Source organism: Mesorhizobium erdmanii, from assembly GCF_013170725.1.
Taxonomy (GTDB): domain Bacteria; phylum Pseudomonadota; class Alphaproteobacteria; order Rhizobiales; family Rhizobiaceae; genus Mesorhizobium; species Mesorhizobium erdmanii.
On sequence record NZ_CP033361.1, the window covers coordinates 3,102,037 to 3,114,639 of the forward strand.

At 64.8% G+C, this 12,603-nt stretch carries 13 protein-coding genes; 5 read left to right on the forward strand and 8 right to left on the reverse strand.

Going from position 1 to position 12,603, the window contains the following annotated elements; genetic code table 11:
• Positions 1-168 precede the first annotated feature (168 nt).
• The 5 genes from EB233_RS15110 to EB233_RS15130 are packed head-to-tail and all read left to right on the forward strand — an operon-like array spanning position 169 to position 5,205.
• The gene (locus EB233_RS15110; RefSeq protein WP_064988772.1) at positions 169-1,005 is read left to right on the forward strand and encodes a metallophosphoesterase family protein; all 837 of its coding nucleotides are present in this window, start codon (positions 169-171) and stop codon (positions 1,003-1,005) included.
• Positions 1,002-2,159 (forward strand): ABC transporter ATP-binding protein, encoded by a 1,158-nt coding sequence (locus tag EB233_RS15115; protein ID WP_064988075.1) that lies wholly within the window; start codon positions 1,002-1,004, stop codon positions 2,157-2,159. Before EB233_RS15110 ends, EB233_RS15115 begins: the two co-directional genes overlap by 4 nt.
• Positions 2,152-3,075: a carbohydrate ABC transporter permease gene (locus tag EB233_RS15120; RefSeq protein ID WP_064988076.1), complete on the forward strand. Its 924-nt coding sequence runs from the start codon at positions 2,152-2,154 to the stop codon at positions 3,073-3,075. Before EB233_RS15115 ends, EB233_RS15120 begins: the two co-directional genes overlap by 8 nt.
• Complete coding sequence (locus EB233_RS15125) at positions 3,072-3,902, forward strand: carbohydrate ABC transporter permease (RefSeq protein ID WP_064988077.1); 831 nt, start codon at positions 3,072-3,074, stop codon at positions 3,900-3,902. Before EB233_RS15120 ends, EB233_RS15125 begins: the two co-directional genes overlap by 4 nt.
• Positions 3,903-3,939: 37 nt before the next feature.
• Complete coding sequence (locus tag EB233_RS15130) at positions 3,940-5,205, forward strand: ABC transporter substrate-binding protein (RefSeq protein ID WP_064988078.1); 1,266 nt, start codon at positions 3,940-3,942, stop codon at positions 5,203-5,205.
• 51 nt (positions 5,206-5,256) lie between these two features.
• Here the strand turns inward: EB233_RS15130 and EB233_RS15135 are convergent, their stop codons facing one another.
• From EB233_RS15135 to EB233_RS15170, 8 genes are all read right to left on the reverse strand, one after another.
• Positions 5,257-6,144 carry an amidohydrolase family protein gene (locus EB233_RS15135; RefSeq protein WP_064988079.1) on the reverse strand — a complete coding sequence of 296 codons (888 nt, stop codon included), beginning with the start codon at positions 6,142-6,144 and terminating at the stop codon, positions 5,257-5,259.
• A complete protein-coding gene (locus tag EB233_RS15140) occupies positions 6,144-7,286 on the reverse strand; it encodes a vWA domain-containing protein (protein WP_064988080.1) in 1,143 nt (380 codons plus the stop codon). Before EB233_RS15140 ends, EB233_RS15135 begins: the two co-directional genes overlap by 1 nt.
• Positions 7,287-7,488: 202 nt before the next feature.
• Complete coding sequence (locus EB233_RS15145; protein WP_064988081.1) at positions 7,489-8,370, reverse strand: AAA family ATPase; 882 nt, start codon at positions 8,368-8,370, stop codon at positions 7,489-7,491.
• 1 nt (position 8,371) lies between these two features.
• Entirely contained in the window at positions 8,372-9,373 is a 1,002-nt protein-coding gene (locus tag EB233_RS32145) for a xanthine dehydrogenase family protein molybdopterin-binding subunit (protein ID WP_027050994.1), read from the reverse strand.
• Position 9,374: 1 nt separating this feature from the next.
• On the reverse strand, positions 9,375-10,742 hold the full coding sequence (locus tag EB233_RS32150) for a xanthine dehydrogenase family protein molybdopterin-binding subunit (protein ID WP_064988082.1): 1,368 nt from the start codon (positions 10,740-10,742) through the stop codon (positions 9,375-9,377).
• A gap of 11 nt (positions 10,743-10,753) precedes the next feature.
• A complete protein-coding gene (locus tag EB233_RS15160) occupies positions 10,754-11,236 on the reverse strand; it encodes a (2Fe-2S)-binding protein (protein WP_027050996.1) in 483 nt (160 codons plus the stop codon).
• 110 nt (positions 11,237-11,346) lie between these two features.
• Positions 11,347-12,141: an FAD binding domain-containing protein gene (locus EB233_RS15165; protein WP_064988083.1), complete on the reverse strand. Its 795-nt coding sequence runs from the start codon at positions 12,139-12,141 to the stop codon at positions 11,347-11,349.
• Between the two features lie 11 nt (positions 12,142-12,152).
• A complete protein-coding gene (locus EB233_RS15170) occupies positions 12,153-12,596 on the reverse strand; it encodes an SRPBCC family protein (protein ID WP_064988084.1) in 444 nt (147 codons plus the stop codon).
• Between the last annotated feature and the right edge of the window lie 7 nt (positions 12,597-12,603).

Sequence of the window (12,603 nt, forward strand, 5' to 3'; positions counted from 1 at the left end):
TTAGATTTCCGCGCTGCGTCGGGCGTCTATGACGTTCTTCGGCGGGCCTATATCCGCAATTGCATGGGTTTATCCCCGCCGCTGTTAAGGAAGTGACATGGAACGGCACTAAGGAAGCCCCATGCGATGCCGCTCGCCTGGGGGCCCGGCTCGCATGGTGGAGCCGGCATGAAAATCGTTCAGATCACAGATACCCACTTCAGCCCGACCAAGCCGCACTTCAACGGCAATTGGCAGCCGCTCGTCGCCTGGATCGAACAGAGCGGCGCCGACCTTGTCATTCACACCGGTGATCTCAGCGTCGACGGCGCCGACAAGGACGACGACATCTCCTTCTGCATGGATCTGATGCGCGAAATCTCCAAGCCGATGCTGCTGGTGCCCGGCAATCACGATGTCGGCCATCTGCCGAGTTCGCTGCAGCCGGTCAATGCCGGTCGTCTCGAGCGTTGGCGCCGGCTGGTCGGTCCAGATTACTGGATGGAGGACACTGGCACCTGGCGCCTCATCGGGCTCGACAGCCTGCTGATGGGTTTCGACGACGCCGAGGAGCACACCCAGTTCGAATGGCTGCAGGCGGCGCTGGAAAGCCGCGGCGGCCGGCGCGTCGCGCTCTTTGCCCACAAGCCGCTCTTCATCGACGAGCCCGGCGAGGGCGACACGGGTTATTGGAGCGTCAGGCCGGCGCAGCGGCAGCGTCTTTATGAACTGATCGGCGCCCACGATGTCGCGCTGTTTGCCAGCGGCCACCTGCACCGAGCCTGGCAAGGCCATTACGAAGACACGTCGCTGGTATGGGGTCCGTCGGCGGCCTTCGTGGTCGGCGACATGGAGCGCGAGATGCCGGGCGAGCGCCTGCTTGGCGCGGTGATCCATGAATTCGGCGACGCGGTTGCAAGCGAGATCGTCGCCATACCCGGCATGACCGTCCACGTCCTCGATGACGTAGTCGAGGACGTCTACCCGCACGAGGCACACAAGGTCCGCAAGAAGGTTGCGTCATGAGCGCGCTGTCACTGCGGGACCTGAACAAGTCCTTTGGCGGCAGTGTTGTCCTGAACGGCATCAGCCTCGATGTCGAGCAGGACGAATTCATTGCACTCGTCGGCCCTTCCGGCTGCGGCAAGAGCACCTTGCTGCGCGTCCTGGCGGGGCTCGACCATGCCGACAGCGGTGACATCTTCGTCGGCGGCAGGGACATGTCGCCGGTTGCCGCGGCCGACCGCAACATCGCCATGGTCTTCCAGTCCTACGCGCTCTACCCGCATTTGACGGCCGGCCAGAACATTGCCGTGCCGCTTGCCATGAAACGGCTGAGCCACTCGCAGCGGCTGCCGCTGGTTGGTTCCCTGCTGCCCGGCCAGAGGGAAATCCGCACCGGCATAGCGCGCGACGTCCGCGAGATGGCGGCGTTGCTCAAGATCGACCATCTGCTCGACCGCAAGCCGGGGCAGATGTCGGGCGGCCAGCGGCAGCGCGTGGCGCTGGCGCGCGCCATGGTGCGGCAGCCGTCGATCTTCCTGATGGACGAGCCGCTCTCCAATCTCGATGCCAATCTGCGCGTCCATGCGCGCGGCGAGATCGTCGAGCTGCATCGGCGCGCGGGCGTGCCGACGCTCTATGTGACGCACGACCAGGCCGAGGCGCTTTCGATGGCCGATCGCGTGGCGGTGATGATCGGCGGCAATCTGCTGCAGCTCGCCCCGCCCGATGTGATCTACAACGATCCCGCCCATATCGAGGTCGCGCGTTTCGTCGGCCAGCCGCGGATCAACATCCTCCAGGCGCAGGCCGAACATGGCCGTGTCGGGTTCGAGGGCATCCGTCTGGCTTTGCTGGAGAAGGTGGCGAACGGCCCTGTCAGCCTCGGCATCCGGCCTGAATTCGTCAAACTGTCCCCCAGCGGACGCAGCGGCCTTGCCGGTCGGATCGAGCGCCTCGAATTCCTCGGCTCGGAAGTCATCGCCCATTGCCGGCTCGACGCCTCCGGCGAGATCGTCATTGCCAAGCTGGCGCCGCACGAGGCGAGGGACCTGATCGCCGGAATGCCGGTGGGCGTGCTTCTGCCTGCCGAACAGGCGATGATCTTCGCGCCGGAGGGACGGCGGCTGCGCGTCGCGGACACAGCGAGCGCGCGGCAGGAGCCGGCCTATGTCTAGCGTCTCGCTGGCGGGCAATATCCCGAGCGCCGCGGCACTTCGTGCGCGTAGCGAAGACCGGACCGCCTGGTTGCTGGCGGCGCCGGCCATCGTGCTGTTGCTGCTGTTCGTGCTGTTGCCGGTGGCTGCCGTCATCTTTCTCGGCTTCACCGATTTCGAGCTTGGCTACGGCAAGTTCCGCTTCGTCGGCTTCGAGAATTACGCGCATATCATTTCCGACCGCACCTTCCGCCGGTCGCTGTGGAACACGTCGGTCTATACGGCGATCGTCGCGCCGGTCTCGATCCTTCTTGGCCTGGGTGTTGCCCTGCTGATCGAAGGCGAGGGGCGGGCGCGCGGCTTTTTTCGCACCGTATATTTCCTGCCCGTCGCCTCGCTGATCGTCGCCATGGCGACGGTCTGGCAATACATCTTCCACCCGACGATCGGGCCGCTCAATGCGCTGCTTTCGCTCGTTGGCATTCCCGGCCCGAACTGGCTCGGCGCCTCGAATACCGTGCTTTACAGCCTTTCGATCATCGGTATCTGGCAGTCGGTCGGCTTCAACATGGTGCTGTTCCTGGCCGGCCTGACGGCGATACCGCGCGAGCTCTATGCCGCCGCTCACGTCGACGGCGCGAAATCGGCGCTGGACCGGTTCTTCCTCGTCACCTGGCCGATGCTCGGGCCGACGACGCTGTTCGTCGTCACCATCAGCATCACCAACGCGGTGAAGGTCTTCGAGACGGTGAAGATGCTGACCGACGGCGGCCCCAACAAGGCCTCCGAAGTGCTGCTTTTCACGATCTACCAGGAAGGTTTCGTCTATCTGCGCGTCGGCTACGCCTCGGCGATGACGGTGGTCTTCCTGGCGATCCTCGTCGTTCTGATGCTCCTGCAATACCGCGTGCTCGACCGGCGGGTGCACTACACATGACGAGCATCCCGGCCGGCCGCATCATCCGCTTCGCGCTGCTTTCGCTTGGCGCGCTGATGATCCTTGCGCCCTACATCTTCATGATCTCGACGGCGGGCAAGACGCAGAGCGACATCTTCACCTCTTCGCTGGCGCTCATCCCGCAACATTTCTATTTCGCCGAGAATTTCGCCAAGGCGCTCGCCAAGGTGTCGATGGCGACGCTGCTGTGGAACGGCGTCGTCGTCTGCGGCCTGATCTTCTTCTTCCAGGTCGTGGTCGCGATCCCTTGCGCCTATGCGATGGCCAAGCTGAAGTTCCGTGCCGCGCGGCTGATGATGGTGCTGGTCATGCTCGGCCTGCTGGTGCCGATCCATGCCACGGCGCTGCCGCTCTATGTCGCCTTCGACCGGATGTCGCTCTTGAACAGCTACACCTCGCTGGTGGCGCCGTTCACCATATCGGTGTTCGCGATCTTCATGTTCCTGCAGTTCTTCCGCGCCATGCCCGACGACCTCTTGCACGCCGCGCGGCTCGACGGCATGTCCGAGCTCGGCATCATCGCGCGCGTCATCGTGCCCAATGCGTGGCCAGCGGTCACCGCCTTCGCGATCTTTTCCGTCGTCGCGCATTGGAACGACCTCTACTGGCCGCTCATCGTCGTCAGCAAGCAGGCCTACGCCACGCCGCCGCTCGGCCTGATGTATTTCCGCGCCGCCGAGGCCGGTGACGACTACGGCGCGCTGATGGCGGCCACGCTGATCATCACCCTTCCTCTCGTCGCCGCTTTCCTGCTCGCGCAGAAGCGCTTCGTCGAGGGCATCACCATGACCGGTCTCAAAGGCTGACCGGTCAAGACCGACTGGCCAACAAGGAGCACGAACGATGAAGCATTTTTCCAGGATCTTTGCCGCGGCGGCGGTGTCGCTGGCGGCGGCCCTTCCGGCCCATGCCGAAACGACGCTGACGGTGCACTACCCGATGCCGGGCTTCTTCAAGAACGTGATGGACACGATCTCGAAGAAGTTCATGGAGGAAAACCCCGACATCAAGATCCAGTTCGCCAGCCCGTCGGCGACCTACGAGGAAGGCATCCAGACCATTCTTCGCCAGGCCGGCACCGACGAAATGCCTGACATTACCTTCATCGGCCTCAACCGCCTGCGCATGCTCAACGAACGCAACGTTGCCGTCGATCTCGGCCCGCTGGTCAAGAAGGAGGGCAAGATGGCGGAGCTCGGCTTCTCCGACACGATCCTGAAGCTGGCGCAGGTCAACGGCAAGCAGGTCGGCCTCGCCTTCGCCACCTCCAACCCGATCATGTACTACAACGCCGACCTGGTGAAGGCGGCCGGCGGCGATCCGGACAATCCGCCCAAGACCTGGGACGAGGTGATCGCGCTCGGCGGCAAGATCAAGGCTCTCGGCAACGGCGTCGACGGCATCGACTTCCGCTGGCAGGGCGACGACTGGATGTTCTCGGCGCTGCTGTTCGGCGCCGGCGGCAAGATGCTGAACGAGGACGAAAGCAAGGTCGCCTTCAACGGGCCGGAAGGCGAGAAGGCGGCGGAGATACTGGAGAGGATGGTCAAGGAGGGCGGCATGCCGGTCTTCACCAAGCCGGCGGGCGAGCAGGCTTTCGCGGCCGGCAAGGTCGGCTTCGAATTCCAGACCACCGGTGCTCTCGTCAACACCATCAAGAATGTCGGCGACAAGTTCACGCTGCGCACCGCCAAGATCCCGCTGATCGATCCGGTCAACGGCCATCTGCCGACCGGTGGCAATGCGGTGGTCATCCTGACCAAGGACGCCGCCAAGCAGGAAGCTGCCTGGAAGTTCGCGAAATTCGCCGCTGGCCCCTATGGCGCTTCGGTCGTCGTGCCGGGCACGGGCTATGTTCCCAACAATGAACTGGCGGCGAAATCACCAGACTATCTCGGCGATTTCTACAAGAAGAACCCGCTGTTCCAGGCCGGGCTCAGCCAGATGCCGTTGATGGTTCCGTGGTATGCCTTCCCGGGTACCAACGGGGTCAAGGTGACGCAGACCATCGTCGACAATCTGTCGCGCATCGTCGACCAGTCGGCCTCGCCCAAGGAAGCGCTCACGGACGCGGCGAGCGACGTCGAAGGCATGCTGCCGACGCAGTGAGGATTGTGATGGCTCCTACCTTCCCCCACAAGGGGGAAGGTAGGAGCTGCATTAAACCGGCCGGTAGACCTTCTCGGCTGTGTTCCAGAAGATATCGGCCTCGGCGGCCGCGCCGTGCTTAGTTACAGCCTCGCGGTGCGCCTTGATCAGCTCGGCGTGGCTGGTCCAGAGCTTCTCGATCGGGAAGTTCGAACCGAACATCAGATGATCCGAGCCTAGAATATCGATCGCGTTGTCGACAATATAGGCGATGAGCGCCGGGTCGTTGCGGTGGACGAAGGTGCCGAGACCCGACAGCTTGGCATAGGAATTCGGTGCGGCTGAGAGCGTGCGCAACCCGGCCTTCCACCCCTCGGTGGTTTCCTTGTCCATGCCGGTCAGCATTCCGGCATGGGTGAGGATGAAGTTGGTCTCGGGATTCTCCCCGACCAGTGTCAGACCGTCTTTCATCTGGGCTGGGAAAAGCTGCAGGTCGAAGGACAGACCATAGTCTTTCAGCCTTCCGACATTGGCGCGCACTTTAGGGTCGATCACCTGATCGGCCGAGGTAGCAAAGCGGAAGGCCGGCGTCTCGTGCCAGTGCAGTTGCATGCGCACGCCGCGCAGCAGCCTGTATTTCATCAGCCGGTCGATCTGCGGCCTGACATCGTCCACCGTCATGTCGGCATAGCCGACGATGGCATGCGGCCAGCCGGTCTCGTCAGCCGTCTTCTGCAGGAAGGCGACTTCCTTCTCGAAATCCTCCTTCGCCCAGTTGGTCTGGACGTAGACGGCCTTCTCGACGCCGGCGCCGTGCTGGTCCTCGAGGAACTCGCCGATCGGATAGTCGCGGCGGATCGGCTCGTAGGGACCGAAGATACGTGGCACCATCGGCCCGACCAGCCAAGGCTGGTCCTTCTGGCGCCAGATGTGGAAATGCGCGTCGATGGCTTTATGCATCAGGAAACCCTCTTCCAGATTGTCGCGGCCGAAGGGGCGGGGTGGGCGAGCGACAGGATGAAATCGGCTAGGCTTTTCACCGACGACCCGTCGATGAGATCATCGAGGTCAGGCAGGATGGCGCGCAGTGCCGCGGTGGCCGGCCGGAAGCGCGGGTCGCCGGCAAGCGGCGTTGCCAGCGACAGCCGGAAGGCACGGGCGCTCAGCCGGCGCATCGCCGTCTCCAGTTCGGCATGATCGCCACGCTCCAGCGCGTCCGACAGGATCACAACCGCCGCACCGCGCGCGAAGGATGAGAAGCGGGGAACGGAGAGGAAAGCGAGCAGTGTCGGTCCCATGCGGGTGCCGCCGTCCCAATCGTCGACCTGGGCCGCTGCGCGTGCCAGTGCCTGGTCGCGGTCGCGGTCGCGGATGCGCAATGCCGAGGTGATGCGGGTGAGCCGCGTGCCGAAGGTGAAGATCTCGGCACGGTCCGCGCCATGCACGGCGGCGTGCGCAAGCTTGAGATAGTCCGCTGTGTGCAGCTTCATCGAGCCGGAGACGTCGATCAAGAGCAGCAGCTTGCGCGGCACGGTCTGGCGGCGGCGCAGCAGAGGCGACGGCACATCGCCATCGGCGCTGACGATTTCGCGCAGCGACCGGCGCAGGTCGAGCTTGCCGCGCGAATGCGTGCGCACGGTGCGGAAGGAGCGGCGGGCGGGCAGGGCGGCTGACAGCTTCCGGCGGAAGGCGGCCAGCCTGTCGTCGTCGCGCTGGAAGTCGCGGCTGCTCAATTGTTCCAGGGCCGAGGACAATTCGCCGCCTTCCTGGCTGTTCTCGGCCGCGATGCGCTCGTCGTCGGCGCCGCCATCGTCCTTGATGCGGGTTTCCTCGTCGGGGTCGCCTTCGATGACGGCCGAATTGTTGCCGTAGAAATGGCTCTGGAAATGCGCTTCGAATTCGTCGCGGCGGTCGGGCGGCGGCGCCAGCGTGGCAAGGGCGGCCTCGCGGATGTCGCCCATCGAACGCGGGCCGAGCAGGGCCACCGCCTGCATGAAGCTGATGACCTGTTCGGGGGCGACGGCAAAGCCGTAGCGGCGCAGCAGCCGCCCGAAGCCGAGCAAGGGTGCGGCGGCGCGGGGCAGCTTTTCCGGACGCCTCATTCCTTCGCGCCCCCCTCTGTCCTGCCGGACATCTCCCCCACTAGGGGGGATATCAGCTGTCGCTCCGGCTTTCGCCAATCTCCAACGTTGCAGGACCGAGCGGAGCGCCAAAACCGCCAATCTCCCCCCTCGTGGGGGAGATGGCCGGCAGGCCAGAGGGGGGCGCTGTCCCGCCAGCCTTGCGAGATAGGCGCGTTGTCCATCACCCCAGCGCCTCCTCTACGATCTGCCCGAGCTCCGGCGCGATATATGACAAATCCTCCTCGTCCTTGATCAGCACGCCGATGGCGCGGCGGAAGGCTTCCGGCCACGGACTACCGCCTTTTTCCAGAATGGTCGCGGCATTGGCCCACTCGACCGCCTCGGCGATGCCGGGCGGCTTGGCCAGCGGGCGGGCACGGATGGTCTGCACGGCTGCAGCAACGGCGCGCGCCGTGCTTTCTGCAACATCGCCGGCACGAAGCATGATGATGGCTGCCTCGCGACCTGCGTCGGGATAGCCGATCCAGTGATAGACGCAGCGACGGCGCAGGGCTTCGGCGAGTTCGCGGGTGCGGTTCGAGGTCAGGATGACGATCGGCTGGGCGGCAGCGCGGATGGTGCCGCGCTCGGGGATACTGATCTGGAAATCGGAGAGGAACTCCAGCAGCAGCGCTTCGAACTCATGGTCGGAACGGTCGATCTCGTCGACCAGCAGCACGCGCTGTTCGGGCGCCTTCAGCACTTGCAGCAGCGGCCGGGCGATCAGGAAGCGGTCGTCATAGATATCGATCTCGTGCTCGCCGGCATGGCGGATGGCAAGCAACTGGCGTTGGTAATTCCACTCGTAAAGCGCGTGCCCCGCGTCGATGCCTTCATAGCATTGCAACCGTACCAGCTCGCGGCCGAGCAGGTCGGCGATTGCTTTCGCTGCTTCCGTCTTGCCGACGCCCGGCGCGCCTTCCAGCAGCAGCGGTTTGCCGAGCTGGATCGCCAGGAAGATCGCCGTGGCAAGGCTGTCATCGGCCAGATAGCGCGAGGCAGCGAGATGCGCCGCCACCGCCTCCGGCGAGGATGCGACTGTCCCGGCGTTCAGCTCGGACATGTCAGTTCGCTTGCGCCTTGAGCGCGCGCAAAATGCGTTCCGGCGTGATCGGCAGCGTATCGATGCGTACCCCGACGGCGTCGAAGACGGCATTGGCGACCGCCGGTATTTGCGGGTTGGCACACATCTCGCCAGGCCCCTTGGCGCCGTAAGGGCCATCCGCGGAAGGCCGCTCCAGCACGATGATCTCGGTCTCGGCGAGGTCGCCGGGACCCGGCATCAGGTACTGGTTGAAGTCCGTGCCGCCATGGTCGCGGTTGGGATAATAGGGCTCTGTCGTCTCGTAGAGCGCGTGGCTGATGCCCATCCAGGAGCCGCCGACCAATTGCTGCTCGACCATTTTCGGGTTCAGCGCCCGGCCGATCTCGAACACGTTCTTCACCGTCAACACGGTGACCTCGCCGGTCTCGTCGTCGACCTCGACCTCGGCCACCGTGCAGGCGTGCGCGTAGCAGGTCGAAGGCTTCATCGCGCCGGTTTCCTTTTCCGGATAGGAGCGCGGGATGAGGAACATGCCGCGGCCGGAGATCGAGCGGCCGCGCTTGAAGTGGGCCGACAGCGCGACATCGAAGATCGAGATCGACTTTTGCGGCGCGCCCTTGACCAGTATGTTGCCCTGGCCGTCGGTCTCGAGATCGGAGGCGTTCACCTCCAGTTCCTCGGCCGCCACTTCCAGCATCACCTGGCGGGCTTCCCTGGCGGCCTGGATGACGGCGTTGCCGGCGCGGTGCGTGCCGCGCGAGGCGAAGGTGCCCATGCAGTGCGGGCCGGTGTCGGTGTCGGCGGTGTCGACAACGACGCGGTCGGTCGGCACGCCGATCGTCTCGGCGCAAATCTGCGCCATGATCTGCTTCATGCCCTGGCCGAGATCGACCGAGGACAGGGTCACCATGAAATTGCCGGTGGGCGTCGAATGCACCAGCGCCTGCGTCGGGTCGCCGCCGAGATTCATGCCCGTCGGATAGTTGATCGCGGCGACGCCGCGCCCGCGCCGGATCGCCATCTCAAGCTCCCTTCCTGTAGGAGGACATTGCCATGTATTTTTCCGCCACCGGCCAGTTGGCGGCGCGCGAGGCTTCCTGCATGCATTCGATCAATGCCGCCCCCTCGGTCGGCTGCCGATGCGCCTTCATATCGCCGTCGCGATAGGCGTTGATGAAGCGGAATTCGAGCGGGTCCATGCCGATCAGCCGGGCCAGCTTGTCCATCTGCACCTCCAGCGCGAAGTCGCCGATGGTGACGCCGAAGCCGCGCATGGCGGAGGAAGGAGTGCGGTTGGTGTAGACGCAGTAGGTGTCGATCCAGACATTGGGGATGGTGTAAGGGCCGGGATAATGGCCGGCGCCCTTCTGCGCGCCATAAGGCGAATGGCGCGAATAAGCGCCGGCATCGGTATAGCCGGTGACTTTTCGCGCGACGATGCGGCCGTCCTTCATGACACCGTCCTTGATGACGACCTGTTCCGCGGCGCGGGGCGAAGAGATCTGCATCTCTTCCTCGCGGCTGTAGACGAAGGAGACGGGCCGGCCGGTGAGCTTGGCACCAAGAATGGCGATCGGCTCGACGATCACGTCGACCTTGCCGCCAAAGCCGCCGCCGACGGTGCCGCCAACGAAATGCAGTTTCGAGCCCGGCATCTGCAGGATGATCGAGGCGTTGTCGAGGGTGAAGAACATCGCCTGCGTGTTGGTGTAGCAGGTGAAGCGGTCATTGCCCTCCGGGGCGACGACACAACCGGTCGTCTCGGTCGGCGCGTGCTCGATCGGCGAGGATTGGTAGCTTTGCTCCAGCACGTGGTCGGCGCCGGCAAAGCCCGCCTCGACATCGCCGAAGCGCACCTTGCGGCACTCGCCGCTGTCATAGAGATAGTAGTTCTGGCCGTGATATTCGTTGACCAGCGGTGCGCCGGGCTTCAGCGCTTCCTCCATGTCGAAGACGGCCGGCAGCACTTCATAGTCGACCTTGACCTTGGCGGCGGCCTCTTGCGCGGCGCGCTCGGTTTCGGCCAGCACCGCCACCACGGCCTCGCCCTTCCAGCGCACCTTGCCGTCGGCCAGCACCGTCTCGTCCTCCGGGCCGATCTGGATCAGGATCAGGATGGTGTAGACATTGTGCGGCACGTCCTTGGCGGTCAGCACTCGAACCACGCCCGGATGCTTTTCCGCCTCCGAGGTGTCGATCGAGCGGATGCGGGCATGGTGATGCGGGCTGCGCACCATCTTCAGGTGCAGCATGCCGGGAAAGTTGCGGTCGGCGAAATAGGCGGTCTTGCCGGTGACATGGCCAGGTGAGTCCGAACGCGGCCGTGGCTGGCCGATCTCGTGCAGATCGTCCTTGCGGACATCGGCGAAGTAATTCTTGCGCAATTCCATTCTTTGCCCCCTCAGGCCGCGTTCTGCGAATTGGCTCGGGCAGCGGTCAGCACCGCCTGGATGATCGGCTCGTAGCCGGTGCAGCGGCAGATGTTGCCCGACAGCGCCTCGACCACCTCGTCGCGGCTGGGGTTGGGCGTGTGGTCGAGCAGCACCTTGGCGGCCATGATCATGCCTGGCGTGCAGAAGCCGCATTGCGTGGCGAAAGTGTCGAGAAAAGCGCGCTGCAGCGGATGCAGCACGCCGCCTTCGGCGAGGCCCGATGTCGTGGTGATGGCGGTGCCGTTGCAGGTCTCGGCGAGCGTCAGGCAGGAGAGCCTCAGTTCGCCGTCGACGATGACCGAGCAGGCGCCGCAAGTGCCTTGCTGGCAGCCGCCCTTCGGCGAGGTGTCGCCGATCTTGTCGCGCAAGGCATTGAGCAGCGTCGTGCCGCTGTCGATGAATTCGGCTTTTTCGGAGCCGTTGAGCGTGAATTGAACCGGGACCTTCGCCATGTTTCCTCCTTGCGCGCCTGCCCGACGGATCGGACAGACGCGCGCCCCCCGATGGACTTTTTGTGCTTGTCGTTATCCCAAAACCGCCGCGCACTTTTGGGCGACAAGCATTAGCTCAGCAACAGCCGGCCAAGATGGACCGGCAGGACTTCGGCGCGGTACCAGGCGCTGGCGATCGGATCGGTTATCGGCGCGGTGCCTTCACCGGCTGCGGCCAGCGCCGCTGCGATGCCGTTTTGGTCGAGCTTGTTGCCCAGCAGCGCCTTTTCCGCCGCCCTGGCGCGCACCGGCCGATCTGCCATGCAGCCAAGCGCGATCCGCGCCGAGGACACGGTGCCGTCGGCAGCCTGTTCCAGGACGGCGGCGATGCTGAGCACCGAGACGCCCTTGGGCTTGATGCGCGACACTTTCAGGAAGCGGAAGCCGTCGGCCTTGGAAAGCGTGAAGCTGACTGACGTGACGATGGCACGACTGCTGTCCCGTCCGGAGAGAAAGGCCTCCATGGGCAATTCGCCGTCGTCCGTGCGGATGGTGGCGTCGAGCGCCAGCAAGGCCACGGCGAAGTCGCCATAGGGCGCTGGCGCGAACAGATTGCCGCCAACGGTCGCCATGTTGCGGACCGCCGGACCACCGACGGCGTGCGCGGCCTTGGCGAGGGCGCCGAGCTCCGGATGACGGGCGACCGCCGCCATGGTTTCCGAGGCGCCGATGCGGACCTTGCCGGCGGCGGCAGCGATGGCCGACAAGGCTGGGTCTGTCGACCTGACAAGGCCGGAAACCGCGACATCGCCTTCATTGGCGGCGCGGACGACCAGCGTGCCGCCGCCGAGATAACGGGTGCCCTGGGCCTTCAGCGCCGCATTGGCGTCCCTCACCGTTGCAAAAGTCTGCAGTGCCAGCGCCATCGCCCGCTCCCTCAGCTCTGCTCGGCAAAATGGCTCTTCAGGGCGTTGAAGCCGCCCTGGAAGACATTGGCGCCCATGCCGGCGGCGATCTTGTCGGCCTCTTCGGGGGCGGCGTCGAAGCTGGCGGTCCATTCGGCATAGGTGCGGTCGCCATCGGTGACGCGGCGCAATTGCAGCGTCGCCTTGTGGTTGGTGAGCGGCTGCGGCGTTTCCAGGATGGAATAGCTGACGAGGAAGTTCTCGTCGGAGAAGTCGAGCAGCTTTTCACGGATGCGCGCGCCGCTGGCGAGTTCGAAATTGCGCACGCAGCCGATCGTTCCGGCATCCTTGCCGCCCTCGATATGGCTCTCGACCATGCGCGGATGCCAGCCCGGCAGGTCGTTGAAGTCGCGTATGCGTGCCCAGACCTTTTCGACCGGCGCGTCGATGACGCTGGAGATGGTGACTTTTGCCATAGGACGT

What these genes read in the sequence shown, in the direction of transcription:
- EB233_RS15125 (WP_064988077.1), top strand. Translation starts at nt 3,072, where the DNA reads ATGACGAGCATCCCGGCCGGCCGCATCATCCGCTTCGCGCTGCTTTCG.
- EB233_RS15165 (WP_064988083.1), bottom strand. Translation starts at nt 12,141, where the DNA reads ATGGCGCTGGCACTGCAGACTTTTGCAACGGTGAGGGACGCCAATGCG.
- EB233_RS15145 (WP_064988081.1), bottom strand. Translation starts at nt 8,370, where the DNA reads ATGTCCGAGCTGAACGCCGGGACAGTCGCATCCTCGCCGGAGGCGGTG.
- EB233_RS15110 (WP_064988772.1), top strand. Translation starts at nt 169, where the DNA reads ATGAAAATCGTTCAGATCACAGATACCCACTTCAGCCCGACCAAGCCG.
- EB233_RS15115 (WP_064988075.1), top strand. Translation starts at nt 1,002, where the DNA reads ATGAGCGCGCTGTCACTGCGGGACCTGAACAAGTCCTTTGGCGGCAGT.
- EB233_RS32150 (WP_064988082.1), bottom strand. Translation starts at nt 10,742, where the DNA reads ATGGAATTGCGCAAGAATTACTTCGCCGATGTCCGCAAGGACGATCTG.
- EB233_RS15120 (WP_064988076.1), top strand. Translation starts at nt 2,152, where the DNA reads ATGTCTAGCGTCTCGCTGGCGGGCAATATCCCGAGCGCCGCGGCACTT.
- EB233_RS32145 (WP_027050994.1), bottom strand. Translation starts at nt 9,373, where the DNA reads ATGGCGATCCGGCGCGGGCGCGGCGTCGCCGCGATCAACTATCCGACG.
- EB233_RS15170 (WP_064988084.1), bottom strand. Translation starts at nt 12,596, where the DNA reads ATGGCAAAAGTCACCATCTCCAGCGTCATCGACGCGCCGGTCGAAAAG.
- EB233_RS15140 (WP_064988080.1), bottom strand. Translation starts at nt 7,286, where the DNA reads ATGAGGCGTCCGGAAAAGCTGCCCCGCGCCGCCGCACCCTTGCTCGGC.
- EB233_RS15160 (WP_027050996.1), bottom strand. Translation starts at nt 11,236, where the DNA reads ATGGCGAAGGTCCCGGTTCAATTCACGCTCAACGGCTCCGAAAAAGCC.
- EB233_RS15135 (WP_064988079.1), bottom strand. Translation starts at nt 6,144, where the DNA reads ATGCATAAAGCCATCGACGCGCATTTCCACATCTGGCGCCAGAAGGAC.
- EB233_RS15130 (WP_064988078.1), top strand. Translation starts at nt 3,940, where the DNA reads ATGAAGCATTTTTCCAGGATCTTTGCCGCGGCGGCGGTGTCGCTGGCG.